The organism is Thioalkalivibrio sp. ALMg13-2, assembly GCF_000381185.1.
GTDB classification, from domain to species: Bacteria; Pseudomonadota; Gammaproteobacteria; order Ectothiorhodospirales; family Ectothiorhodospiraceae; genus Thioalkalivibrio; species Thioalkalivibrio versutus.
Genome location: NZ_KB906115.1, coordinates 18830 through 42280 on the forward strand (window position 1 = coordinate 18830; position 23451 = coordinate 42280).

26 protein-coding genes are annotated in these 23451 nt (G+C 66.2%); 4 read left to right on the forward strand and 22 right to left on the reverse strand.

Annotation, left to right across the window (positions count from 1 at the left end; genetic code table 11):
* Window positions 1-2 precede the first annotated feature (2 nt).
* From pheT to F618_RS0110605, 8 genes are all read right to left on the reverse strand, one after another.
* A complete protein-coding gene (pheT, locus tag F618_RS0110570) occupies window positions 3-2363 on the reverse strand; it encodes a phenylalanine--tRNA ligase subunit beta (protein ID WP_019568524.1) in 2361 nt (786 codons plus the stop codon).
* On the reverse strand, window positions 2363-3391 hold the full coding sequence (gene pheS, locus F618_RS0110575; RefSeq protein ID WP_018145455.1) for a phenylalanine--tRNA ligase subunit alpha: 1029 nt from the start codon (window positions 3389-3391) through the stop codon (window positions 2363-2365). The genes pheT and pheS overlap by 1 nt, the downstream gene beginning before the upstream one ends.
* A 189-nt stretch (window positions 3392-3580) precedes the next feature.
* Window positions 3581-3940, reverse strand: coding sequence for a 50S ribosomal protein L20 (gene rplT / locus F618_RS0110580; protein WP_018145454.1), 360 nt, complete (start codon window positions 3938-3940; stop codon window positions 3581-3583).
* Window positions 3941-3960: 20 nt separating this feature from the next.
* Window positions 3961-4158 carry a 50S ribosomal protein L35 gene (gene rpmI, locus F618_RS0110585; RefSeq protein WP_017942014.1) on the reverse strand — a complete coding sequence of 66 codons (198 nt, stop codon included), beginning with the start codon at window positions 4156-4158 and terminating at the stop codon, window positions 3961-3963.
* Between the two features lie 102 nt (window positions 4159-4260).
* Window positions 4261-4779 (reverse strand): translation initiation factor IF-3, encoded by a 519-nt coding sequence (gene infC / locus F618_RS0110590; protein ID WP_077276933.1) that lies wholly within the window; start codon window positions 4777-4779, stop codon window positions 4261-4263.
* Window positions 4780-4801: 22 nt separating this feature from the next.
* Entirely contained in the window at window positions 4802-6718 is a 1917-nt protein-coding gene (gene thrS, locus F618_RS0110595) for a threonine--tRNA ligase (RefSeq protein WP_018145452.1), read from the reverse strand.
* A gap of 150 nt (window positions 6719-6868) precedes the next feature.
* Complete coding sequence (locus F618_RS0110600; protein ID WP_019568525.1) at window positions 6869-7855, reverse strand: MBL fold metallo-hydrolase; 987 nt, start codon at window positions 7853-7855, stop codon at window positions 6869-6871.
* Between the two features lie 162 nt (window positions 7856-8017).
* Window positions 8018-8722, reverse strand: a complete 705-nt coding sequence (locus F618_RS0110605) for a TVP38/TMEM64 family protein (RefSeq protein WP_019568526.1) — start codon at window positions 8720-8722, stop codon at window positions 8018-8020.
* A gap of 60 nt (window positions 8723-8782) precedes the next feature.
* Here F618_RS0110605 and F618_RS0110610 point away from each other — a divergent pair, with 60 nt between their 5' ends.
* Window positions 8783-9769 (forward strand): serine/threonine protein kinase, encoded by a 987-nt coding sequence (locus tag F618_RS0110610; protein WP_018176638.1) that lies wholly within the window; start codon window positions 8783-8785, stop codon window positions 9767-9769.
* A gap of 235 nt (window positions 9770-10004) precedes the next feature.
* On the opposite strand, the gene F618_RS0110620 is transcribed toward F618_RS0110610, so the two are convergent.
* The 4 genes from F618_RS0110620 to F618_RS0110635 form a co-directional block, all read right to left on the reverse strand.
* Complete coding sequence (locus F618_RS0110620; RefSeq protein ID WP_019568527.1) at window positions 10005-10775, reverse strand: DUF2063 domain-containing protein; 771 nt, start codon at window positions 10773-10775, stop codon at window positions 10005-10007.
* The gene (locus tag F618_RS0110625) at window positions 10768-11652 is read right to left on the reverse strand and encodes a DUF692 domain-containing protein (protein WP_026331214.1); all 885 of its coding nucleotides are present in this window, start codon (window positions 11650-11652) and stop codon (window positions 10768-10770) included. The genes F618_RS0110620 and F618_RS0110625 overlap by 8 nt, the downstream gene beginning before the upstream one ends.
* Window positions 11642-11992 carry a hypothetical protein gene (locus tag F618_RS0110630; protein ID WP_017942022.1) on the reverse strand — a complete coding sequence of 117 codons (351 nt, stop codon included), beginning with the start codon at window positions 11990-11992 and terminating at the stop codon, window positions 11642-11644. Before F618_RS0110630 ends, F618_RS0110625 begins: the two co-directional genes overlap by 11 nt.
* Window positions 11993-12065: 73 nt before the next feature.
* Window positions 12066-12686 (reverse strand): DoxX family protein, encoded by a 621-nt coding sequence (locus F618_RS0110635; protein ID WP_038071541.1) that lies wholly within the window; start codon window positions 12684-12686, stop codon window positions 12066-12068.
* A 191-nt stretch (window positions 12687-12877) separates the two neighbouring features.
* Here F618_RS0110635 and F618_RS0110640 point away from each other — a divergent pair, with 191 nt between their 5' ends.
* Window positions 12878-13810 (forward strand): AraC family transcriptional regulator, encoded by a 933-nt coding sequence (locus F618_RS0110640; protein WP_019568530.1) that lies wholly within the window; start codon window positions 12878-12880, stop codon window positions 13808-13810.
* A gap of 16 nt (window positions 13811-13826) precedes the next feature.
* Here F618_RS0110640 and F618_RS0110645 read toward each other — a convergent pair whose 3' ends face one another.
* The 7 genes from F618_RS0110645 to sdhC all read right to left on the reverse strand — a co-directional run bounded on the left by F618_RS0110645 (window position 13827) and on the right by sdhC (window position 18970).
* Entirely contained in the window at window positions 13827-14684 is an 858-nt protein-coding gene (locus F618_RS0110645) for a NifU family protein (protein ID WP_019568531.1), read from the reverse strand.
* 52 nt (window positions 14685-14736) lie between these two features.
* The gene (locus F618_RS0110650; protein WP_018938539.1) at window positions 14737-14991 is read right to left on the reverse strand and encodes a succinate dehydrogenase assembly factor 2; all 255 of its coding nucleotides are present in this window, start codon (window positions 14989-14991) and stop codon (window positions 14737-14739) included.
* Between the two features lie 136 nt (window positions 14992-15127).
* On the reverse strand, window positions 15128-15829 hold the full coding sequence (locus F618_RS0110655; protein ID WP_018145440.1) for a succinate dehydrogenase iron-sulfur subunit: 702 nt from the start codon (window positions 15827-15829) through the stop codon (window positions 15128-15130).
* Between the two features lie 57 nt (window positions 15830-15886).
* Entirely contained in the window at window positions 15887-16249 is a 363-nt protein-coding gene (locus tag F618_RS0110660; protein ID WP_019568532.1) for a TraR/DksA C4-type zinc finger protein, read from the reverse strand.
* Window positions 16250-16468: 219 nt separating this feature from the next.
* On the reverse strand, window positions 16469-18244 hold the full coding sequence (sdhA, locus tag F618_RS0110665) for a succinate dehydrogenase flavoprotein subunit (RefSeq protein WP_019568533.1): 1776 nt from the start codon (window positions 18242-18244) through the stop codon (window positions 16469-16471).
* A gap of 10 nt (window positions 18245-18254) precedes the next feature.
* Entirely contained in the window at window positions 18255-18593 is a 339-nt protein-coding gene (sdhD, locus tag F618_RS0110670) for a succinate dehydrogenase, hydrophobic membrane anchor protein (protein WP_018938541.1), read from the reverse strand.
* Complete coding sequence (sdhC, locus tag F618_RS0110675; protein ID WP_019563546.1) at window positions 18590-18970, reverse strand: succinate dehydrogenase, cytochrome b556 subunit; 381 nt, start codon at window positions 18968-18970, stop codon at window positions 18590-18592. Before sdhC ends, sdhD begins: the two co-directional genes overlap by 4 nt.
* A gap of 177 nt (window positions 18971-19147) precedes the next feature.
* On the opposite strand from sdhC, the gene F618_RS0110680 reads away from it, so the two are divergent.
* Window positions 19148-20194 (forward strand): folate-binding protein YgfZ, encoded by a 1047-nt coding sequence (locus F618_RS0110680; protein WP_019568534.1) that lies wholly within the window; start codon window positions 19148-19150, stop codon window positions 20192-20194.
* Between the two features lie 3 nt (window positions 20195-20197).
* Complete coding sequence (locus F618_RS16200) at window positions 20198-20362, forward strand: hypothetical protein (RefSeq protein WP_018140916.1); 165 nt, start codon at window positions 20198-20200, stop codon at window positions 20360-20362.
* 62 nt (window positions 20363-20424) lie between these two features.
* On the opposite strand, the gene F618_RS0110690 is transcribed toward F618_RS16200, so the two are convergent.
* From F618_RS0110690 to F618_RS0110700, 3 genes are read right to left on the reverse strand one after another with little or no spacing between them, the layout of a single operon-like run.
* Window positions 20425-21858 carry an FAD-dependent oxidoreductase gene (locus F618_RS0110690; RefSeq protein ID WP_019568535.1) on the reverse strand — a complete coding sequence of 478 codons (1434 nt, stop codon included), beginning with the start codon at window positions 21856-21858 and terminating at the stop codon, window positions 20425-20427.
* Window positions 21858-22238 carry a DUF302 domain-containing protein gene (locus tag F618_RS0110695; RefSeq protein ID WP_018176625.1) on the reverse strand — a complete coding sequence of 127 codons (381 nt, stop codon included), beginning with the start codon at window positions 22236-22238 and terminating at the stop codon, window positions 21858-21860. The genes F618_RS0110690 and F618_RS0110695 overlap by 1 nt, the downstream gene beginning before the upstream one ends.
* 55 nt (window positions 22239-22293) lie before the next feature.
* Window positions 22294-23433 (reverse strand): acyl-CoA dehydrogenase family protein, encoded by a 1140-nt coding sequence (locus F618_RS0110700; protein WP_019568536.1) that lies wholly within the window; start codon window positions 23431-23433, stop codon window positions 22294-22296.
* Window positions 23434-23451 lie beyond the last annotated feature (18 nt).

Below are 23451 nucleotides of genomic sequence, written 5' to 3' on the forward strand. Positions count from 1 at the left end.
GGCTATTGTCTCAAGGTTGCGTTGAACCGGGCCTGGAGATGCTGCACCACCGCGTCGGTGACGCCAGCCACGTCCTGTTCGCCTAGGGTGCGATCAAAAGCCCGTAAAATCAAGCCCAAAGCCAGGCTTTTTTCGTCCGGATTCAAGCCTTTGCCCTGGTACACATCGAACAGGCGAACATCCTGAAGGATCTCCAGGCCAAGCTCGTCGATAGCCGCCAGCACATCGCCCGCCGCCACCGACTCGGCCACCACCAGCGCCAGATCCCGACGGATGGACGGGTACGGCGACAACGGCGAGAACTGCGCCACCGGGGCGTGCACCACGGCGGTCGCGTCCAGATCGAACAGGTAGACCGGCTCCACGTCGAAGCGCTCGCACAGCGCCGGGTGCAGGCGCCCGACCCAGCCGATCGGCTGCCCGTCCACCAGTACCCGTGCGGATTGCCCGTCATGCAGCGCCGGATGACGTTCCGCGCGAAAGCCGAGCGGACCGGCGACGCGTGCGCACAGGCCTTCCACGGTGCCCTTGGCGTCAAAGAAATCGACCGTCTTCGCCTCGCCTTCCCAAGCTTCCGGAGCCACCCTCCCACCAAGCAGGCCGGCCAGTCGGGGCTCCTGCCGCAGACCGGACGCATCCGGAACAAAGCGCAGGCCATGCTCGAACAGGCGCAGGTCCGATTGCTGGCGCGCCTGGTTGTAGGCGGCAGTGGTCACCAGCCCGGGCCACAACCCCGGGCGCATCACCGCCAGATCGGACGAAATGGGATTCGCCAGCGCCAGGGGTTCCACGTCCGGGTAGAACGCACTGGCGGCCTCGCGAGCGATAAAGCTGAAGCTGATCACCTCATGGAAGCCCTGGCGGGCAAGCCCGTTGCGCAGTGACGGCAGACCCGACTCCGGCGTCACCGGCGCAACCGGCTTCGGGAGTGTCTGCGGCAGGGCGTCATAACCGTGCACCCGGGCCAGCTCTTCGATCAGATCCTCCTCGCGTTCGAGGTCGAATCGGGCCCGCGGGGCGCGTACCGACCAGCCGCTCGCGCTCGTTTCGATGCGGCAGTCCAGTGCCTCCAGGATCCGCTCGACCTCGGAAGCCTCTAGGGTCACCCCGAGCAAGCGCTGGACACGATCCGGGCGCAGGACGATCGCCTGTTCCGCATGGGAGGCCGGCGTCGCGCCCACTTGCTCGACCGGGCCACACTGCCCGCCGCAGAGTTCCAGCAGCAGCTGGGTCGCGCGTTCCATGGCCTGCGGGACCAGGGTCGGGTCGACACCCCGCTCGAAACGGTGGGAGGCATCGGTATGCAGGCCGTGGGCCCGCGCCCGACCGGCCAGGGCGCGCGGTGCGAAATGCGCACATTCGAGGATCACGCGGGTGGTGCTGGCATCGACCGCGCTGGCTCCGCCGCCCATCACTCCGGCCAGCGCCAGGGGGCCGTCATCACCCGCAATGACCAGATCCTGCGGCGACAATTTCACCGTCTGGTCGCCTCCAAGCAGCGTCAGGGTTTCCCCCTGTTTGCCCTGGCGCACCTGGATCGGGGCGCCCGTGCGATCGGCATCAAAGGCATGCAGTGGCTGGCCCAGTTCCAGCATCACGTAATTGGTCACATCCACGATCGCGCTCAGCGGGCGCACCCCGGCGCGGCGCAGGCGTTCGGTCATCCACAGCGGCGTCGCGGCCTTGGCGTCCAGACCCTCCAGCACCCGTGCGGCATACAAGGGGCAGGCCTCCGGATTCTCGATGATCACGCTCACCCGGGCATCGCTGGCGACGTCCACGGCCGGCATGACCGGGGCATGCAGCGGCCGGTCCAGCAATGCCGAGCACTCCCGCGCAATCCCGCGCATCCCCAGGCAATCGGCCCGGTTCGGCGTCAGGTCAACTTCCAGGACAGTGTCGTCCAGCCCCAGCGCCTCGCGCAGGTCCTGACCCGCCTCCAGCGTCGTCGGAAGCGACATCAAGCCTTCGGCATCATCCGCCAGGCCAAGCTCGCGAGCGGAGCAGAGCATGCCCTCGGAAGCCACGCCGCGCAGCTTGGAGCGCTTGATACGGAAATCGCCGGGCAATACCGCACCGATCACCGCCACCGGCGCCCGCATGCCTTCATGGACATTGGGCGCGCCACAGACGATGGTCAGCGGCTCCGCCTCGCCCGCTTCGACCCGGCACACCCGCAGGCGGTCCGCGTCCGGGTGCGGATCGACTGCCACCACGTGGCCCACCCGCACCCCACTGAAGGCGGGTGCCGCCGCTTCCATCGCATCCAGTTCCAGACCCGCCATGGTCAGGCGATGGCCCAGTTGTTCCGGGGTCTCGTCGATCTGCAGCCATTCCTGCAGCCACTGCACACTGATACGCATTAGCCTGTCTGCCCGAATTGCCCGATGAAGCGGATATCGTTGTCGAAGAACAGCCGGAGGTCGTTCACGCCATGGCGCAGCATCGCCATGCGTTCGACGCCCAGGCCAAAGGCAAAGCCGGTGTACTGCTCGGCGTCGATCCCCACGTGACCCAGCACGTTGGGGTGCACCATCCCGCAGCCCATCACCTCCAGCCAGCCGGTGTGGCTGCATACGCGGCAGCCGTCACCGCCGCAGTGCACGCACTGGATGTCGACCTCGGCCGACGGCTCGGTGAACGGGAAGTACGACGGCCGAAAGCGCGTGGCCAGATCGTCCCGATCAAAGAAGGCCTGAAGAAATGCACTCAACACGCCTCGCAGATCCGCGAACGTGATATCCGTATCCACGCAAAGCCCTTCCACCTGGTGGAACATCGGGCTATGCGTCAGATCCGAATCGCAGCGATACACGCGCCCTGGCGCGATCACGCGAAGCGGCGGGCGCTCCTGTTCCATGGTGCGGATCTGCACCGGCGAGGTATGCGTGCGCAGCACGCGGTGCGCATCAAAGTAGAAGGTGTCGTGCATCGCCCGCGCCGGGTGATGCTCGGGGATGTTCAGGGCCTCGAAGTTGTGGAAGTCATCTTCCACCTCAGGGCCCTCGGCCACGCGAAAGCCCAATCCAGCAAAGAAGGTCTCGATGCGTTCCAGGGTTTGTGTAATGGGGTGCAGCGCGCCATCGGCCTGACGCCGCCCCGGCAGGGTCACGTCGACCTGTTCGCCCGCCAGCTGTTCCGCCAGTGCGCTCTGCGCCAGGGCCTCCTTGCGCGACTCGATCAGGCCGGCGACCTCGGTCTTGGCCTCGTTCACTTTCTGCCCCGCCGCCGGCCGTTCCTCCGCCGGTAGCTTGCCCAGCTCCTTGAGCTGTGCCGTGAGTGCGCCCTTCTTGCCGAGATAGTGCACCCGGACCTCGTCCAGCGCCTTCAGGTCCGTGGCCCCTTCGACGCGCTCGCGCGCCTCGGCGACCAGCTGTTGCAGTTGTTCCACGACTTCCCCCGACTGGTACGGGCCTCCCCGGCCCCCTATTCGCCTGCAAGGCAGCGGCCCCCGAGTGCGGGCCGCTGCCTTGCAGGCGCCTCGTTTCCTGTTCCCGAAACAAAAAAGGGAGGGCATCGACCCTCCCTTCTCGGGACCCGCCGGCACACCGCCGGCGGGCAGTCCTTCAGGCCCTGCGGCTCAGGCCGGCAGTGCAGCCTTGGCCTTCTCCGCGATCTTGCCGAACGCGGTCAGGTCGTGCACGGCCAGATCGGCCAGGGTCTTGCGGTCGATATCGATCTCGGCCTTGTTCAAACCGTTCATCAAACGGCTGTAGGAGAGATCGAACTGACGGGCCGCCGCATTGATGCGGACGATCCACAGCGACCGGAACTGACGCTTCTTCTGGCGACGGTCACGGTAGGCATACTGACCGGCCTTGATGACGGCCTGGTTGGCAACGCGGAAGACGTTCTTCCGGGCGCCGTAGTAGCCCTTGGCTTGCTTCAGGACTTTCTTGTGACGGGCGTGAGCGGTTACACCGCGCTTGACTCGTGGCATATCTCGATTCCTCGGTCAGTTCAACGGTACGGCAGCAGCTTGCGCACGGCCGGGGCATCCGACTCGTGCACCATCGCCGGACTGCGCAGGTGACGCTTACGCTTGGTAGGCTTCTTGGTCAGGATGTGGCTGCGGTGCGACTGGAACCGCTTGAACTTCCCCGACCCGGTACGGGTGAAGCGCTTGGCCGCACCCCGATTGGTCTTGATCTTCGGCATTACTCTCTCCGGCATTTTGGGCCGTACCCACTGCGGGCCGACCGTTTATGAAAAAGCGATGCGGGTATGCGGAAACCCGATCGCCCTTGTCGTCTGACGGACTTACTTCTTCTTGCCCGTCAGCACCATGATCATCTGGCGTCCTTCCATCTTCGGCCGCTGTTCCACGATCGCGATGTCGGCCATGTCTTTCTCGACCTTGTCGAGCAGCTCGCCACCCAGTTCCTGGTGGCGCATCTCGCGCCCGCGGAAGCGGATGGTCACCTTGCCCTTGTCACCGGCCTCGATGAAGCGGCGCAGGTTGCGAAGCTTGACGTTGTAGTCGCCCTCGTCCGTACCCGGACGAAACTTCACTTCCTTGATCTGGATCTGCTTCTGCTTCTTCTTGGCTTCCTGCGCCTTCTTCGCCTGCTCGAACTTGAACTTCCCGTAATCCATGATCCGGGCCACGGGCGGCTCGGCATTCGGCGAGATCTCGACCAGGTCCAGACCACCTTCCTGGGCCATTTCCAGGGCCTCTGCAGTGCTGCAGACACCGCGATTCTCGCCTTCGGCGTCGATCAGTCGGATCTGCGGACTCGTGATCTGATCGTTCAGGCGGACCGTTTTCGCTGCGCTAATAGCCTTCTCTCCAGTTCAGGGTTCAGTGTTGGCGACTGCCGACCTCCTCCCGGAGGCGTTCGCCGAAGTCCTCGAGGCGCATCACGCCGAGGTCTTCCCCGCTCCGCGTACGCACCGCCACCTGCCCATTTTCCATCTCCTTGTCTCCAAGGACCAGCAGGTACGGCACGCGCTTGAGCGTGTGCTCGCGAATCTTAAAGCCGATCTTCTCGTTTCTCAAGTCGGCCTCGACCCGGAACCCCATCGCGCGCAGCGTCTTCGTGACCTCGCGGGCGTACTCATCCTGCCTTTCGGTAATGGTCAGCACCTCGGCCTGCACCGGGGCCAGCCACGCCGGGAAGTGTCCGGCATAGTGTTCGATCAGCACGCCGAAGAAGCGTTCCACCGAGCCTAGCAGCGCGCGGTGGATCATGATCGGACGGCGTCGCTCGTTGTCCTCGGCGACGTATTCCATGTCGAAACGCTCGGGCAGATTGAAGTCCAGCTGCACCGTGGAGCACTGCCATTCGCGGCCGATCGCGTCATGGATCTTGATATCGATCTTCGGACCGTAGAAGGCACCGCCGCCCTCGTCCACCGAATAATCCAGGCCCTTCTTCTCGATCGCCGAGCGCAGCGAAGCGGTCGCGTGTTCCCAGATTTCATCCGAGCCGACCGCATCCTCGGGCTTGGTCGACAGGTTCACGTCGAACTTCTCGAAGCCGAAGGTCTGCAGAACCTCGAGGGTCAGATCGATCACGCCCATGACCTCGGCCTCGATCTGGTCCTCGCGGCAGAAGATGTGGGCATCGTCCTGGGTGAAGCCGCGCACGCGCATCAGCCCGTGCAGCGCACCGGACATCTCGCGGCGGTACACCGTGCCCATCTCCGCCCAGCGCAGCGGCAGGTCGCGGTAGGAATGCAGCCGGTCCTTGTACATCAGCACGTGGAACGGGCAGTTCATCGGCTTGAGCTGGAAGGACTGGTGTTCGTCCTCCATCGGCTCGTACATGGACTCGGCGTAGAAATCCGCGTGGCCGGAGGTCTTCCACAGCTCCAGGTTCGCGATATGCGGCGAGACCACGAAGTCGTAGCCGGCCTTCTCGTGCATGTCGTACCAGTACTTCTCGATCTCGCGGCGGATGCGCGCGCCCTTCGGGTGCCAGAACACCAGGCCACCACCGGCCTCGTCCTGGATCGAGAACAGATCCAGTTCCTGACCGATCTTGCGATGATCGCGGCGCTCGGCCTCCTTCAGCCGATCCAGATGCTCCTTCAACTGATCCTTGTTCGGCCAGGCGGTACCGTAGATGCGCGTCAGCATCTCGTTGTCGGAGTCGCCGCGCCAGTAGGCGCCGGCCACCTTGGTCAGCTTGAAGGCCTTCAGTTTGCCGGTGGACGGGATATGCGGGCCCCGGCAGAGATCGACAAAGTCGCCCTGCTTGTACAGCGAGATGTTCTCGCCCTGCGGGATGCTCGCGATGATCTCGGCCTTGTACGCCTCGCCCATGTCGCGGAAGTACTTCACCGCCTCGTCGCGATCCATCAGCGAGCGCTCCACCGGCAGATCCTGCTTGGCCAGTTCCTTCATGCGCTTCTCGATCTTCTCCAGATCCTCCGGCGTAAAGCCGCGGTCATAGGCGAAGTCGTAGTAGAAGCCGTTCTCGATGGTCGGGCCGATGGTCACCTGCGCGTCGGGAAACAGCTGCTTGACCGCCTGCGCCATCAGGTGCGCGGTCGAATGCCGGATGATCTCCACCCCTTCCGGGTCGCGGTCGGTCACGATCGCCAGCGCGGCGTCCGTGTCGATCTCGTGGCGGGCATCGACCAGTTCGCCATCGACCTTGCCGGCCAGGGTGGCCTTGGCCAGGCCGGGACCGATGTCCTTCGCCACGTCCAGCACGGTGACCGGGTGATCGAATTCGCGGCGGCTGCCGTCGGGGAGGGTTATTGCGGGCATTGCGAGGCTCCTTCGCCGACCCATACGCGGGGTCGAACGTCGCGTATCAGAAATTTGGAGTTGCCGGAAACGACAACGGCGCGAAGCATACCATGTGCCCCGCGCCGTCGGCAGATCTCCCGGGCTGTGGCCGGGATTACCGTGCGGTTGTTACATGTTGCCTTCGATGAACAGGTAGGTCCGGTTCACGTTCGGGCGGTGCCAGTCATCGTAGTGGCGCAGGTGCTTGAACTGTTCCAGATCCGCCAGGCGGTCGACCACCTCGTTAAGCGATTCCCAGTCCTCGATGCCTGCCGTCACCTCGCGCACCAGGAGTTCCAGGTAATCACCCGTATCCTGGCGTGCCTCGGCCATGTCGGTCGCGCGGCCGTGCCCCGGCACGACGATCTCCGGATCGATGGATTCCAGGTGCCGGAAGGCCTCGAGCTTCTCCACTGGATTGCTGAAGGGATGGATGCCCAGCATGCGCTCGGTGTAGACGATGTCACCAGTAAAGACGACGTCCTCGCCCGGAAGGTGGACCATGATGTCGCCCGGGAAGTGGGCATCCCCGGCGAAGATCAGCTCGAAGTCCACACCGCCGACGGTCAGCGTGTATTCATCGGCATCGATGGGGTTCGGTGCCGGAACCGGCTGGGTGCCCTCCATCGCCTCTTCGCCCACGGAATTGGCCAGCGAGGCGATCTGCCCCTCCCCGCGATCGGCCTGGGTGCTCGCGGTCCGCTGCAGCGCAACCAGCTCCGCCCCCTGCTCGCGGAAGTAGCCGTTGCCCAGCCAGCGGTGGTCCTGGCTGCCCACCGAGATCACGTGCGTGATCGGCTTGTCGGTGATCCCGGCAATCGCCTTCTCCATGCGCTGGGCGACCTGGTAGCTCGGCCCCGAATCGATCAACACCACGCCTTCGTCGGTCACCACGAAGCCGGTGTTATTGGTGAAACCGAGATTGGTCGGCGTGCGGTTCTCGAGCGAGCCGTAAAAGTAATGAACCCGGTCGGTCAGCTGAATCGGCTCCAGCACCTTCTCGATCGGACGATCCAGCGACTCTTCCTCCGCCTGCACGGCGGCCATGCCGAAGCCGATCAGGCCCAGCGCGAGGAAGGCCACCTGACCCTGGCGCAACAAAACATTCAATGTCATGGAAAACTCCTTGTGTCGTTCGCGCCCCGAGTCGGACAGCGCACGCAATATGTGACGGGATCGTTCGTTGAACTTCGAGATTGTGTCCGGCGGCGCGCGCTCCACGGCCACCTCCCAACGGTAAACCCTATTATATACGCGATGGCAGATACTGCGTGCGGGTTAGTCCGCGCCCGGGTTCTCCAATCGAGCCCGCCTGCGGCGCACGGCATTCACCAGCCACCGCGCCAGGAGCGGAAAAAGCCCCGTGGCAACCAGGGACAGGACCAGCACCGGCGAGAGAATGCCCTCGATGCCATCAAGCCGCCCCAACTGCGTCCCGGCATTCGCGAACACCGCCGTGGCCGGCAGCATCCCCACGAGTGATACCCAGAAATACGTCCAGAGCCGGATCGGCAACAGGCCCATCCCGGCGTTGATCAACAGGAACGGGAACACCGGAATCATCCGCAGCGCGAACAGGTAGAACGCGCCCTCGCGCTCAAAGCCTGTATTGATGCGCCCGAGTTGATGTCCATAACGACGCTGAACGGCATCGCGCGCCAGCGCCCGCGCCACCACAAAGGTCAGGGTCGCCCCCAACGTCGAAGCCAGCGACGACAGCACGGTGCCCCAGACCACGCCAAACAGGGCACCGCCGGCCAGGGTCATCACCACGATCCCCGGCACCGAAAAGGCGGCCACCACCATGTACAACAGGAAGAACACCCAGGCCGTGACGAACGGGTGCGCGACCCGCCAGTCCTCCACCTGCAGGCGCGCGACCTGCAGGGTCTCCAGATCCAGGCCCGGCCCCATCGCAACCACCAGCCAAACGGCGACGAGACCCACCAGGGCGACAACCAACCCCCAGTAATAGCGATTCAAGCGCGACTCCTCGCGGTCACTTTGCCGGAACGATGCGCGGCAAACCCGTACACTGCAAGCATGCATGCACATCCGTACGACGAACTGAAACCCGGTGTCATCCTCGACGCGGTGGAAACGACCGGTCTGCGCTGCGACGGGCGCCTGCTGGCCCTCAACAGCTACGAGAACCGCGTCTACCAGGTCGGCATCGAGGACACCACACCGGTCATCGCCAAGTTCTATCGTCCGCAACGCTGGACACCCGCCGCCATCCGCGAGGAACACGGCTTCAGCCAGGAACTTGCAAGCCGCGAGATCCCGGTAGTCGCCCCTCTGGCCGATCCTGAAGGCGAAACCCTGCACGATCACGCCGGGTTCATGTTCGCCGTCTACCCGCGCTGCGGTGGTCGCGCACCGGATCTGGAGCAGCGCGAAACCCTGGTCCGCATCGGCCGCTTCATCGCCCGCATCCACGAGGTCGGACGCGCCGCCCGCTTTCACGAGCGGCCCGTGCTCGATCCCGTCCCGCGTGGCGAGGAGGCACGCCAGGCCGTGCTCGACTCCGGCTATCTGCCCCTGGAGCTGGAATCCGTATACCGCGATCTCAGCGCCGACCTCCTGGGGCGGATCCAGCGGGACCTCGACACGATCGGCCCGGTCCCACAGCTGCGCCTGCACGGCGACACCCACCCCGGCAACATCCTGTGGACCGACGACGGCCCGCACTTTGTCGACCTGGACGACGCCTGTACCGGCCCCGCCATGCAGGACCTGTGGATGTTCCTGTCCGGCGAACCGCCCGAGATGGCCTGGCAGATGCAGGCTCTCCTGGAAGGCTACGAGACCTTCGTACCGCTGGATCGCCGCCAGCTCGGGCTGATCGCCCCGCTACGCACCCTGCGCATCCTGCGCCACGCCGCCTGGCTGGCCCGGCGCGCCGACGACCCGGCCTTTGTCGACGGCTTTCCGATCTTCTACACGCCGCGCTTCTGGGAGGATCACATCCTCACCCTGCGCGAGCAGGCCGCCGCCCTCGACGAACCCGCCCTCGACCTGGGTTACTGAGGCCCCGTCTCACCGCAGGTTCCGAATCCGCTCCAGCACCGAGTCGCGTGTGTAATCGAGGGAGGAGAGTGCCATCTGCGAAGAGACAATGGCGACGCTGCGCCAACGCAACTGCGGGCGCATCCGATGGCCCCTGGGGGACAGCGACTTCCTGCTTCCCTTGCGGCTGCCCTGGACGTTCGTTGCCCATGTCCGGGCGTCCGGGTCTGCGACGTGCGCGTCCGGCCCCTCCGCCTCAGGCGGATGCGCGGTCAGTCCGGGTCCCCACGATGGCGCCCAGCCCGCGGTAGTGCTGCAGCAACTGGCGCCCACTGGTTACTAGCTCGTCCGAGAGTTCCAACCCGAAATCGCCGGCCACCCCGCGGATCTGTTCGTCGCCGGTCGCCGGTGTCTCGATCACCCGCCACAACAGCCGGGCGCCGAGCGGGTTCAGCTCGGCAAACCGCACCCGCTCCTCCCCGGTGCGGTACGCCAGCAGGTAGGTGGGCACCTCTCCCGGTTGATCGGGCTGGAAGTCGGCCCCGATCCGGTGCACCGGGTACTCGTACGCCAGCAGCCGCGCGGCAGCCGAAAACACCGGAACCTGAACCATAAGGTCACCATCCGGCTCGACATCCGGAGGCGGCGTGGCATCCGCATAGACCAGTTCGGTCTCCACGCGCTCGTAGTGGGCCAGCTCGGCCAGGAAAGGCAGATCGCCGGGCTGCGCCGAGCGTTCCTCCGCCAGGTAGCGCACGAACTCCGCCGCCAGCTGCGGAAAATACGGCGTCTCGCTGCCATGATCGCGATAGAAGTCGCGCACCAGCTGTCCCCAGGCGGCCGCTTCCAGCAGTCCCCGCAGGACCGGGAACCCCTTGGCCAGCAGGTTCGCCACGTTGTTGAAGAAAAGACGCCGGTAGATCGCCAGGCGCCGGCTCTCGATCCCTTCCGGGGCCGGATAGCGCTCCGGGTCACGCAAGTGCCGCGCGAATGCCTCCTGTACCTGCTGGAAATCCGCCTCAGGCATGCAGGAGCCGCTCTTCCTGGCCGGCGCGCGCCCGCAACTGCAGATCCCGAATCCGGTCGGTCTCCGCCAGCAGTTCCTCCAGCGGCGGAAAGTTGAAGTCGCGCTCGAGCAGGGTCGGAACCGGCCCGATGCGGGCATAGGTGGCCTCCAGCAGCGCCCAGACATCGGAACAGATCGGCTGGCCATGGGTGTCGACCCGCAGATCAGGGGCCTCCTGCTCGTGCCCGGCGATGTGCAGGTAGCGCACTCGCTCCAGCGGCATTGCATCCAGGAATTCGGTCGGCTCGTAGCCGTGATTGATGCTGTTGACGACGATGTTGTTCACGTCGAGCAGGAGGTCACAGTCGGCCTCTTCCAGCACCGCGCGCACGAAGCTGATCTCGTCCAGCTCCGCCCCCACCGGGGTGTAATAGGAGACATTCTCCAGCGCCATCCGGCGTCCGAGGATGTCCTGCACCTGGCGCACGCGATCGGCCACGTAGTGCACCGCCTCCTCGGTAAACGGGATCGGCATCAGATCGTAGAGATGCCCCTGGGCGTCGCCACAGGCGGAGAGATGCTCGCTGTAGTCCTCGATCCCGTGGGTATCCAGGAAGGCACGCAGGTCCTGCAGGAAGGTCTTGTCCAGCGGCCGCGGCCCGCCGATGTCGAGAGACAGCCCATGGCAGACAAAGGGCTGGGCCTCGGTGTATTCGCGAAAGATACGCCCCAGGCGTCCGCCCAGGTGCATCCAGTTTTCCGGCGCGGCCTCGAAGAACCCCAGGCGCTCCGTCGCCTCCGGGGCCTCGGCCAGCGGACCCAGCAGGGCCCGCCGCAAACCGAGCCCGGCACCGCTGACGCGGGCCGGGTTGACGGGCCTGACGCTCCTAGCCGCCACAGGTCCCCTCGCCGCAGGCGCCCTCGGAATCCTTGTCGTCGTTGCCGGAGCCGCCGCAAGTACCCTCGCCACAGCTACCTTCGCTGTCCTTGGTGTCACTCGCGCCGCCGCAGGTCCCTTCGCCGCAGCTGCCTTCGTTGTCCTTGGTTTCGGCCGCCCCGCCACAAGTGCCTTCCCCACAGGCACCCTCGGCCAGCATGAGCGCCGACTGCCCGGATTGCTGGTACCCGTGATTCAGGTCGGCCGATGCGAACACCGGGCTGGTCGCCATGGCCATGCCGATTGCCGCGCTGCCGACAGCGCCGGCCAGGGTCTTGGTGGAAAACAGATCGTTCTTCATGGTGTTACTCCTCGTCTTGCGATTATGGACCCTTGGGCCCGTTCAGTAGTGGCTGCTCGCGCAGCTCTTGGTGTCATCCCCTGCCCATCATCCTCCAACGGATGTAATAGTCGATGCTGACGTAGCGCCCCGCACCCCAGAAGAACAGGACCAGCAGCATCACGAAGAAGGTCGCGGCCATCTCGATCCCGTTGTTCACGATCGCGAAGTGTCCGGTCTCGGTCAGCCAATTGTAGTTGCCGTGCTCCTGCAAAATGGACTTGGCGCGATCCAGGCGCATCTGTGCCTCCTCGATCCCGGAACAGTTGAACAGGCACATCATCGGGTCGGAGATCCGCTGCCACCCGTGTTCCAGATGCACGGTCACGGCCGCCACCACCATCGTGATCATCAGCGGGATCGAGAACCAGCGCGTCGCCAGACCGAGCAGCAACGCGATCGCACCCAGCACCTCGGCATACGCCGACAACATCACCATCAGATAGGGGAAGGGCATGCCCAGCCCCCAGTCCGCGTTGCCGTACCACATCACCACGTTCTCTTTCGGCAGGATCCCGTCCAGCTTGTTGGTTCCCGCCATCCAGAACACCGGCGCGAGGTAGAGCCGCAACAGCAGGGGCGCCAGGAAGTCCGCGCCTCGCGTCCAGTCCAGCCAACCCTGCAAGCGCACTGCCAAGGTTCCAGTCGCAGCCATCGTCCTGATCTCCTTTTCCCCTCCTACTGGGTATAAAGCCTAGACCTCGGGCTCACGCTGTACGCGGGGTGATCCGCCGGCTTTTATGTCCGATCGTCCGGGACCACGGGGAGAGGCCCGTGGCGCCCGGCAACCGGGCGCCCAAAGGTCTAAGGTGAAGAACCAACAGGAACAGGCAAAGGGAAGGTTTGATGGACATCAGCCCCCACGAAGACGTGCTGTCGACGGTTCTGGCCGCCTACAACCTGCGTGCCCGCATCGACACCAACCCGCGCCTGTGCGGGGAGTGGCAGCTCAGCACGTCGGGCTCGGGGAATGCCAGCTTTCACCTGGTGGGGGAAGGCGGATGCTATCTGCACATGGAGGCGATGGCCCCCGTCTGGATGGAGGCCGGCGATCTTCTCCTGCTGCCGCACGATGACTGGCACCTGATGTCCAGCCGCGACACCGTACCCGACCGCGACAACCATCTGACGCTGGTGGAAGGCGAGGATCCGCCGGATATACCGGTCACCCAGCTCCTGTGCGGCCACTTCGAGTTCGATTCAGGCCGCCGCAACCCGATCCTGGCCGCACTCCCCGACCACATCATCATCCGCCGCCGCGAATCCGGCGACCGGCTGTCACACCTGGCGGACCTGATGAACATCGAACTCGCGGAGCGTTCCTCGGGCTACCGGCCGGTGCTGGACCGCCTGGCGGACACCCTGTTCGTGATGGCCGTGCGCCATCACATCTGCTCGCAACGCGAACACTCGGAGGGATCGCTGCTCGCCGCCCTGGCCGACGACCGCATCCGCCGGGCACTGGATGCCCTGCACGCCCACCCGGAGGCGGCCTGGACCCTGGAGGGGCTGGCCAGCGAGGCGGCCATGTCGCGCAGCAGCTTTGCCGAACGTTTCCACGCGCTGGTCGGCCAAACGCCCATCGACTACCTGACCCAGTGGCGGATGGTCCTGGCGGAACGCCTGCTACGTGACGGGCGGGAGTCGGTCGCGGGCGTGATGGACGCGGTGGGCTATACCTCGGAGGCGGCCTTTCGCAAGGCCTTCAAGCGGGTGCACGGATTCGGGCCGGGGCGCATCCGGCAGCTACTGCGCCGGCTCGGTGCCGGCCAGGCTTGACTACCAAAAAGCCTATTCAGAAGGTGTTGGCGACGCTGGCCACGCCCGGCGCACGCGACCGGACCAGGCGCTCGACCACATTCTTGAGATCCAGCGTGGAGCGCGGACAGCCCACACAGGCCCCCTTGAGCCGGACCCGTACGGTGCGGCCATCGAGCTCCACGAATTCGATATCGCCACCGTCCTGCATCATGATCCGCCGCGCCTCCTCGATCGCGGCGCGCACCGCGTCGACGTCGATCGGGCCATCGGCCGGCACGTCGGCCGCCTCGCGCTCGGCGAAGGTCTGGGCGCGGTCCAGGCGCAGCGCGAGCTCCGGATCGAGTTCCTCGATCGCGTCCAGTTCATCCTCGCTGTACACGTGATCGGGCTCGTCGCTCAGCAGATGCGACACGTCCACCATCACCTGCGCATTGTCGGGTCCAGCCATGTTCGGGCCTCCGGGTACTCGGCTTTTCGCCAGTATAGCAACGCCCCGCTCCACCCCCGCGCGAAGCCGCACCCGCCAGCCGGGATCCACCACCTCGCGCGCGGGCGACCAGCGCAACCGCACGCGCAGACGGCGCAGGTCCTCCGGATGCATGCGCCCGGCGTGCAGCCACAGGCGCCATACCCGGCCGGTCGCGGGCACCCGAACGACGAGGATGACGATCCGGCGCAACACCCGTGTATCGGGCAGCACCTCGACCCAGTCCACCTGCTCCTGGCGCAGGCCCTCGGCGGTGGCCAGCCAGGTTGCACCCTCGGGCGTCTGCCCCAGCCAGTCCCAGGCCGGCGGTTGCGAGCGCCCTTGCCACCACCACCCGGCGATGGCCAGCCCGAAGACCGGGGCCAGCGTCCACAACGGGCTGTACACCAGCACATAGGCGGCCACAGCCAGGAGCAGGAGGATCTGGCCCGCGAGCGCGAGCCGGGGAAGAACCGGATCAGGCCGGAGCCGAAGCCTGAGTGGCGGCGCGGATCGCCGGGACAAGACGGGCTATCCCCTCGTCCACCGTGGTCTGGCGACCCATGACCACGTCCAGCAGCACGTTGTCGGGGTAATCGAGCAGGCGCTCGAAGGCATCGCGACCCTCCTGGTCCAGTTGCGCATATCCCTGCGCGAGAAAGTGGCCGAGCAGCCAGTCGTTCTCCAGCATGCCGCGGCGACAGCGCCAGCGTGTCCGGTTATCGGGTTCCATCACCCAAACACCCGTCCAGGCCCCCTGTGGGAGCCTGCTTGCAGGCGAATGCCCCTGCCAAAGCAGGACGCGGGCAGGGGTTTCGCCTGCAAGCAGGCTCCTACCGGGGTGGAACAACCGTTGGGGGTCGCGCCGATCACAGCGATTTCTTCAGCATGGTGCGGCGGATGTCGCTGATCGCGCGGCTCGGGTTCAGGCCCTTTGGACACACCTGGGTGCAGTTCATGATGGTGTGGCAGCGGTAAAGCTTCCAGGCATCATCCAGCTGTTCCAGCCGGTGCTCGGTGGCCTCGTCGCGGCTGTCGTGGATGAACCGCGCGGCCTGCAAAAGCGCCGCCGGCCCCAGGAACTTGTCCGGGTTCCACCAGTAGGAAGGGCAGGCAGCGGAGCAGCAGCCGCACAGGATGCACTCGTAGAGCCCGTCCAGTTGTTCGCGGTCTTCGGGGCTTTGCTTGCGCTCCACCTCGGGCTCCGGGCTGTCGTTGACCAGCCAGGGCTCGGCCTTGCGGTATTGCTCCCAGAAGTTGTCCATGTCCACGATCAGGTCGCGGATCACCGGCATGCCCGGGAACGGGCGCAGGGTCACGGGTGAGTCCAGATCCGCCAGCGGCGTGATGCACGCCAGGCCATTGGTGCCGTTGATGTTCATGCCGTCGGAGCCACACACCCCGTGCTGACAGGAGCGGCGAAAGCCCAGGGAGTCGTCCTGTTCCTTCAACAGCAGTAGCGCATCCAGCAGCATCATCCCGGGCTCGACCTGGTCATCGGGCAGGCTGAAGCGCTGCATCTTCGGCAGCGTGTCCGTCTCCGGGTTGAAGCGGTAGATCGAGAACTCCATCGGTATCTCCTGTCGGTGACCGCGGCCACCGTTGTCACACGCTGCGGTAAGCCCCAATCAATCCTGTTCCTGCGCCTCGGCACAGGCAATGCATCGCTCGGCCGACGGGTCGATCTCCATCCGCGAGCGGGCAATCGGCTCCAGGCAGTCGATGCACAGTCCGCCCTCGCCCTCCTCCAGCCGCTTCAGCGCCCGGCGGGCGCGAACACGCTGGGCCTCGCGCCGCTGCTGGCTCGCCTTGGCCATGGCCTGGCCCTGCAGCGCGTCCATCCGCGAGAGCCGTCCGGTGCGCTGCTGGTCCAGCTCCACGGTCGCGCCGCTGTCGGCGGCGCCCGCGAGCGCGGCATCCAGCTCCGTCAGCAGCACCTCGAGCTGCTCGTGCAGCCACGCCTCGGGTACCGGTTCGGTGCGGTTACTCATGGTTCGTCTCCCATCGACCGCGTTGCACGTGGTTGAACGCGCGGGCTGCCATGCCCCCTGATGCGATTCGCTGCGCTCATCCGCATCCTACGGCCTGTATTGATGCACCGGTGTCGTAGGGTGCGTTGAGCATCGCGAAACGCACCGATGCCGGTGGGAATATCCGCCACATGATGCGATTCGCTGCGCTCATCCGCATCCTACGGTCGAGTCGACCCATCAATAGACGCGTTCCTTCGGCGGGAACGAGGCCACGGTATTCGGCTGGGTGCGCACCGGCTTGTAGTCCAGGCTGTCATCCGCCAGCGAGTACAGGCTGTGCTTGAGCCAGTGCTGATCGTCGCGCTCGGGGAAATCGATCCGCGAGTGGGCGCCGCGGCTCTCCTCGCGCCCCAGCGCGGAGCGGATGGTCGCGATCGCGCAGTCCATCAGGTTCTCCAACTCCATCGCCTCCACCCGCGCGGTATTGAACGTGCTGGAGTGATCCGCGATCACCGCATGGTTCAAGCGCTCGCGCAACGCACGGACCTTCTCCACCCCCTCGCGCATCACCTCGTCGGTACGGAATACCGAGCAGTGGTCTTCCATCACCTTGCGCAGTTCGCGCTTGAGCGGCTCGACCTGCTCGGCGGTGCCATCGCCCGGGTCCTTGCGATCCCAGCGCGAGAGCCGCGCCATCGCCTGTTCCACGGCCGACTCGTCCAGCGCCCGGTGGTAACGGTTCTCGGCCAGGTACTCGAGGATGTGATTGGCCGCCGCGCGGCCGAACACCAGGATGTCGAGCAGTGAATTGCCGCCCAGGCGGTTGGCCCCGTGCACCGAGACACAGGCCGTCTCGCCGGCCGCGTACAGCCCGGGGACCGGGTCCTCCGGCGTGTCCTTCTCCGGCGCCACTACCTGCCCGAAGCGATTGGTCGGGATGCCGCCCATGCTGTAGTGACAGGTCGGGAAGATCGGGATCGGCGCCTCGATCGGATCCACCCCGAGAAAGGTCATGCTCGTCTCGCGAATCCCCGGCAGGCGCTGCATGATCGTATCGGCGCCCAGATGGCGCAGGTCCAGCAATACGTGATCCGCATTGCGCCCGCAGCCGCGTCCCTCGCGCACCTCGGTGGCAATGGAGCGGCTCACCACGTCGCGCGAGGCCAGGTCCTTCGCCCGCGGGGCGTAGCGCTCCATGAAGCGCTCGCCCTCGGAGTTGATCAGGAACCCGCCCTCGCCGCGGGCACCCTCGGTAATCAGCATCCCGCGCCCGGCGATGCCGGTCGGGTGGAACTGCACGAACTCCATGTCCTCCAGCGGCACCCCGGCGCGCAGGGCCATCGCCATGCCGTCACCGGTGTTGATCAGCGCGTTGGTCGTGGTGCGGAACAGCTGTCCCGCCCCGCCGGTCGCGATCAACGTGGTCTTGGCCTCGATCACGATCGGCTCGCCGGTCAGGATCTCGAACGCCAGCACGCCCAGCACGTAGCCCTGCGCGTCGCGCAGCAGGTCCACCGCGAAGTACTCGTCGAAGAAGTGCGTGCGCGCGCGCAGGTTCTGCTGGTACAGGGAGTGCAGGATCGCGTGCCCGGTGCGGTCCGCCGCGGCGCAGGTGCGCGCCGCCTGGTCCTGACCGAAGTTCTGGCTCTGCCCGCCAAAGGCGCGCTGGTAGATGGTGCCGTTGTCCAGGCGCGAGAACGGCACGCCGAAGTGGTCCAGCTCGTAGACCACCTTGGGCGCGGCGCGACACATGTATTCGATCGCGTCCTGGTCGCCCAGATAGTCCGAGCCCTTCACCGTGTCGAACATGTGCCAGTGCCAGGAGTCCGGCAGCACATTGGCCAGGGCGGCGTTCACCCCGCCCTGCGCCGCCACCGTGTGCGAGCGCGTGGGAAACACCTTGGAGACCACCGCGACCTTGGCATCGCCATTCGACAGCTGCAGCGCCGCGCGCAGGCCGGCCCCGCCGGCCCCGATGATCAGGGCGTCGAACTTGCGTCGCGCCACGTTCATGCCAGTCCCTTCATGCCAGTCCCGCCCGAATCAGAATGAAAAATGCCCACAGCCCCGTCAGGAGCAACCCGCCGGCGGCCAGCACGAACACCAGGAGCCGCGTGCCGGGCGCATGCACGTAGTCCATCACCACGTCGCGCAGCCCGATCCACGCATGCAGGAGCATCAGCAGCACGAACACCGCCGTCAGCAACCCCACCACCGGGTGCCCGACCACGCCCAGCCATGCGGCATGATCCGCCGGCGCGGCCAGCACGAAGAATCCGAGGGCCAGGATCACGTACACGCCCACGTACACCGCCGTGATGCGTTGCAGCAGCCAGGCGCGCTGTCCGCTCAGGAGCCTCACAGCACCAGCCCCAGCCACACCAGAACGGTGCCGAGGATGCCTGCGTACAGGGCATCGCGCGCCGTGCGCAGCGAGCCCGCGCGATCCTCGCCAATGCCGAATTCCATCAGCAGGTAGCGAATCCCGGCAAACAGGTGATGCAGCAGCCACCAAAGCCCCAGTGCCAGCGCCACCAGGCCGATCGGATGATGAATGATCGCCACGACCTGGGCGAAGCCCTCGGGGCTGGCCAGCGAGCGGTCCAGCAGCCAAAGCAGCACGGGAATCGACAGAATCAGGAAGACACCGGTGATCCGGTGCAGAATGGAGACCACGGCATTCAGCGGCAGTCGGATCTTGCGCAAATCCAGAAAGACGGGACGTCCCTGCCGAGTCATGCCACCCCCTTGAACGGGAAGAAAAGAAACCAGGGCTGACACCCTGCAAATGGTTCGTCTACTATCGAGCCGCTTGGTTCAGCTTACCACCTCAAACCCTGGCCGTGCGCCCCGGATACCGATAGCCAATCGAGCCCGACGGCGGACGACAGCGAGCGCTTCCACGGGAGATTTCCGATGCGCGAAGACTGGAAAAACCACTTGATCGATGCCGGCGCCGAGTTCGAGGAGGACGACCTCCTGCACTACGGCAACCCGGAACGCGAACGCCGCATGGCCATCAACGGCGAGGTGATCTGCGACCTCTCCCATCGCGGCCTGCTGGAGGTTCGCGGCGACGACGCCACCGACTTCCTGCAGGGACAGTTCGGCAACGACATCCGCGCGGTGGATGCGCAACACAGTCAGCTGTCCAGCTACTCCAGTCCCAAGGGCCGCGCCTACGCGGTGTTCCGCGTGCTGCGTACCCGCGACGGCTACCTGCTGGAGATGCCCGCAGACCGGATCGAGCCGGTGGCAAAGCGCCTGCAGATGTTCGTGCTGCGCGCGAACGTCATCATCGAACAGGCCGGCGACTCCCGCATCCACTTCGGCTGCTCCGGGCCGGATGCCGAGAAGGAGCTGCAAAGCGCGCTGGGTGTCTGTCCCGCCGAGGTCGAGGAGGTCGTCGAGAAAAACGGCGTCACCGTGGTCCGGGTACCCGGGGTGCACCCGCGCTTCGAGCTGTTCGGCGAGATCGAAGCCATGCGCAAGGCGTGGGACGGCCTGAACGTCCACGCGGCCCCGGTGGGCCCGCGCGACTGGGCACTGCTGGACATCCTGGCCGGGGTCCCCACCGTGGTGGAGGAAACCAGCGAGAAGTTCGTGCCGCAGATGCTCAACCTGCATGCCCTGGGCGCGGTCAGCTTCGAAAAGGGCTGCTATCCGGGCCAGGAGGTCGTGGCACGCATGCACTACCTGGGCAAGCTCAAGCGGCGCATGTTCCGCCTGGCGATCCATACTCAGACTCCACCCCAACCCGGCTCGCCTGTGTTCAAGGCCGGCGGCAACCCGGACCAGTCGGACGGCGAGATCGTCGCAGCCGAATTGCACCCGGACGGGCTGTACTCCGCTCTGGCCGTACTGCAGGTCGCGGCCGCGAAGGGCGAACTGCGCTGGGACGCACCCGACGGCGCCAAGGCCGAGGTCGTCGAACTGCCCTACGCAGTCCCCGAAGGAGCCTGACGCATGCGCTTTTTGTTCTTCTTTTTCGTCCTGATCCTGCTGGCACTGTGGGCGGCCTTCTTCAGCCGCCCCGACAACCCCACGCTATCCAACTGGCTCTACGCCCTGGCCGGTGTATTGGCAGTGCTGTTCCTGATCGGCTATTTGCGCCTCGACGGGGTCATATGACCCGAATCCTCTGATCCGCATCGCCGCCCCCCGCGGGCCCGGCACCGGCCGGGCCACGCGGCTCAGGACGCCAGCCGGGTCCGGGTATCCGCCACTGGCTCGCCCAGGCGCGTCTCCAGGTCCCGCGCCTGGCGTGCATGGCAACCCGACAAGGCAAACCCCTCGAGCCGTGCATCGGCGTGATACTCCAGGTGACGCCCTTCGCCATCGCCCGAGATCTCCACCCACTCGCCCCCGTCCGTCTGCGGCGGGCAGACGTTCAACGGCAGGCTCCCGGTCTTGACCTGCACGATCCCGGCATCCGGCCGGTACACCGTCGGCTCGCCGGACAGCGTTCGCGCCAGTGCAGCTGCTTGCCCGCGCAGGGTCTCCACGTAGGGGCGTAACTGGCCGTCGAACTCGCAACCATCGCCCAGGGCGAAGACCGCCGGGTCGGTGGTGCGCAAGAGTGCGTCCACCTCGATCCCCGCGTGGCAGGCCAGACCGATCCGCTCGGCCAGCTCGCGGTTGGGCACCAGCCCGAGCGCGCTGATGACCACCTCGGCCTCTACGGATTCGCCGCTGGCAAGGACGAGACGGGTCGTTCCCTCCGCCACCGGTTCGATGCGCTCGACGGTCGCCTCGGTGTGCCACTGCACGCCGCGGTCGGCCAGCGCCTTCTCCAGATCGACGCTCAGCGGCTCGGGCAGCAGATTCGGCAGCGGCCGTGACGCACACTCGATCAAAGACACCGGATAACCACCGGCCGCCAGGTCGTCCGCCAGCTCGCAGCCCACCAGGCCGGCGCCGATGATGGCCACACGGGTATGGGCCGGTGACCCGGCTTGCGCCTCGAGGGCCGCACGCAGCGCGCGGTAGTCCTCCAGCGTGTTCACCGACAGCGGCGCCCCGGCCCCACCCGGCAACGCCATTTGCCGCGGACGCGCCCCGGTGGCCAGCACCAGCTGGCCGTACGGCACGCCGCCACGGGCGGTGATGATTTTTTGCTGCGCCCGCTGGACATCCAGCACACGGACAAACGGCATCAGGTCAATGCCGAGCCGGGCAGCCCGCGCCACGCCAGTCTCCTCCACCAGATCCGCGACCGCGACGCCCCGGGCAAAGGCATTGGAGATCCGCGGCTTGGTGTAGTAATCACCGGAATCGGCGGTCAGCAGGCGGATCGTGCGCCGCGGATCCCGCTCGCGCAGGGCCTCGGCCAGGGCCCAGCCCGCCATGCCGCCGCCGACGATCACCACCGCATCCGGATCGGCCGCGCCGGCCCCGGCACTCCAGGCCATCGCGGCGGCACCGGCGTCCGCGGTCTCGGCGCGCGGCTCCAGGGCGGTGAAATCCGCCTTGGTCACATTACAGTCGGGGCAGTACCAGTCGTCGGGGATATCCTCGAAGCGGGTCCCAGGGGCCAGACCGGAATCCGGGTCGCCCTTGGCCTCGTCGTAGATATATCCGCAGACTTTGCAGATATAGCGCTTGAACTCGTCGGTTTCGGTGCTCATCACGCGGCCTCCACGGCATCGAGAATGGCCTTCAGCTTGGGGTCCAGTTCGGACCCGATGGCGTCCAGATCGGGGTTGGCCCACGGCGCGAACACGTCCCGTGCGGAGCGCGCGCTGACGCGCAGCATCTCGCCATCTCCGGAGACATGGATGCGCAACGGGATGTCGATGCCGGCCGGCTTGCAGGCCTCCCAGACACGCACGGCGTAGCTCGGGTGAAAGATCTCCAGGATCTGGTCGGTCGGGACCTCGACCCCGATCTTCGCGGCATTGGCCTGGCCATTGATGTGCGAGACCAGCTTCAGCCCCTGGGCGTCAATCGCCTCCTTCAGGGTCGCGACCGCGGTCTCGGGGTCCAGTCGGGTAGTGGTTTCCAGCATGACGATTCCTTCGTTCGGTGCGGGGCCCCGGTAGGCCCCGACCGTGGGTGGTGGACTAGTGCGCGTGGATCCGCGCCAGCTCCTTGCGCAGGTGCTTGATCGCCGGGGTGACGATGGCCACGAAGTACGACTCGCGCAGCTTGCGCTGGGCGGCAGCATTCGCCAGATACCCCCGGGCCCCGGCATGCAGCAATGCCGACTGCGACGCACGCAGCGACAACTCGGAACCGGTCAGGCGCATCTGCAACACATCGGCAAAGAAGCCTTCGGACTCGTCGAAGGGCGTTTCCGAAAGCGCATAGCAGGCTGCACGGCCATCCTCCAGCGCCTCTTCCAGTTCGCCCACCTGGTCATCCAGATAGCCATTCACGTGGGACAGCGTCTCGTTGGCCTCGCGCATGGTCTGGATGCAGCCATCGATCAGCCCCAGCCCCATCCCCATCTGCAGCAGCACGAACCCCGGTCGGATCCGGCGGATGTACTCGGGCAGGGCGTCGGCAAGCACGTGCTCATCGGGCACGAACACGCGATCGAAATGGCAGCCGAAAGTGCGCGAACCCTCCAGCGCGGTGAACTCGGGGCAGGCCGTCAGGCTGAACCCGGGGTCGGAGCAGTTGATCAGCGCCATCACCGGCCGCGGGTTCGCGCCGGAGGTGCGGAAGATCGCGCCGAAGTAGTGGTCCTCGCCCAGGTTGGATACCCAGGGGAGCGCACCGGAGACCACATAGCCCCCGTCCACACGTTCGGCGGAGAGCTTGAGGTCCTCGATATTGGCAAACCACTTCATCGGGTTGGACAGCGCGGTGGCACCCAGTGCCTCGGCATTCGCCAGCCTCGGCAGGGCCTCGCGCTTCAGGGTGTCCGAGGCACTGTTCTCCACGTACCAGGCACAGGCGTTCTGGCACCAGGCAACAAAGCCGGTGGTCATGCACTCGGCCGAGATCACCTCGGTCGCGCGGATGGCACTGGCAATATCCGTGGTGCCGCTGGCGTTCTGGCTGGCCAGGTGGCGGTTGAAGGCGCCGAGGCGACCGGCCTCGCGCAGGAAGTCTTCGGGGTACAGGCCTTCGCGGTCGATACGGGCGGTCAGCGGAGCCAGATCGCGCTCCACCAGCGCCTGCAGCGCGGCATCGGCATCCGCCGGCCCTGCGGCCGGCGACACCCCCGTCACGTCGTGAGTGCGGGTTTCAAGCATTGGGGTTTACTCCCGTTG

Excerpts from the sequence above, each read along its gene's own strand:
- sdhA (WP_019568533.1), bottom strand. The coding sequence starts at position 18,244 with ATGAACGTGGCGCGACGCAAGTTCGACGCCCTGATCATCGGGGCCGGC.
- F618_RS0110600 (WP_019568525.1), bottom strand. The coding sequence starts at position 7,855 with ATGACATTGAATGTTTTGTTGCGCCAGGGTCAGGTGGCCTTCCTCGCG.
- F618_RS0110620 (WP_019568527.1), bottom strand. The coding sequence starts at position 10,775 with ATGCCTGAGGCGGATTTCCAGCAGGTACAGGAGGCATTCGCGCGGCAC.
- pheT (WP_019568524.1), bottom strand. The coding sequence starts at position 2,363 with ATGCGTATCAGTGTGCAGTGGCTGCAGGAATGGCTGCAGATCGACGAG.
- F618_RS0110640 (WP_019568530.1), top strand. The coding sequence starts at position 12,878 with ATGGACATCAGCCCCCACGAAGACGTGCTGTCGACGGTTCTGGCCGCC.
- F618_RS0110650 (WP_018938539.1), bottom strand. The coding sequence starts at position 14,991 with ATGGAACCCGATAACCGGACACGCTGGCGCTGTCGCCGCGGCATGCTG.
- F618_RS0110630 (WP_017942022.1), bottom strand. The coding sequence starts at position 11,992 with ATGAAGAACGATCTGTTTTCCACCAAGACCCTGGCCGGCGCTGTCGGC.
- F618_RS0110695 (WP_018176625.1), bottom strand. The coding sequence starts at position 22,238 with ATGCTGGAAACCACTACCCGACTGGACCCCGAGACCGCGGTCGCGACC.
- thrS (WP_018145452.1), bottom strand. The coding sequence starts at position 6,718 with ATGCCCGCAATAACCCTCCCCGACGGCAGCCGCCGCGAATTCGATCAC.
- F618_RS0110700 (WP_019568536.1), bottom strand. The coding sequence starts at position 23,433 with ATGCTTGAAACCCGCACTCACGACGTGACGGGGGTGTCGCCGGCCGCA.
- sdhC (WP_019563546.1), bottom strand. The coding sequence starts at position 18,970 with ATGACTCGGCAGGGACGTCCCGTCTTTCTGGATTTGCGCAAGATCCGA.
- F618_RS0110610 (WP_018176638.1), top strand. The coding sequence starts at position 8,783 with ATGCATGCACATCCGTACGACGAACTGAAACCCGGTGTCATCCTCGAC.
- rpmI (WP_017942014.1), bottom strand. The coding sequence starts at position 4,158 with ATGCCGAAGATCAAGACCAATCGGGGTGCGGCCAAGCGCTTCACCCGT.
- F618_RS16200 (WP_018140916.1), top strand. The coding sequence starts at position 20,198 with ATGCGCTTTTTGTTCTTCTTTTTCGTCCTGATCCTGCTGGCACTGTGG.
- rplT (WP_018145454.1), bottom strand. The coding sequence starts at position 3,940 with ATGCCACGAGTCAAGCGCGGTGTAACCGCTCACGCCCGTCACAAGAAA.
- F618_RS0110690 (WP_019568535.1), bottom strand. The coding sequence starts at position 21,858 with ATGAGCACCGAAACCGACGAGTTCAAGCGCTATATCTGCAAAGTCTGC.
- F618_RS0110635 (WP_038071541.1), bottom strand. The coding sequence starts at position 12,686 with ATGGCTGCGACTGGAACCTTGGCAGTGCGCTTGCAGGGTTGGCTGGAC.
- F618_RS0110655 (WP_018145440.1), bottom strand. The coding sequence starts at position 15,829 with ATGGAGTTCTCGATCTACCGCTTCAACCCGGAGACGGACACGCTGCCG.
- F618_RS0110680 (WP_019568534.1), top strand. The coding sequence starts at position 19,148 with ATGCGCGAAGACTGGAAAAACCACTTGATCGATGCCGGCGCCGAGTTC.
- F618_RS0110660 (WP_019568532.1), bottom strand. The coding sequence starts at position 16,249 with ATGAGTAACCGCACCGAACCGGTACCCGAGGCGTGGCTGCACGAGCAG.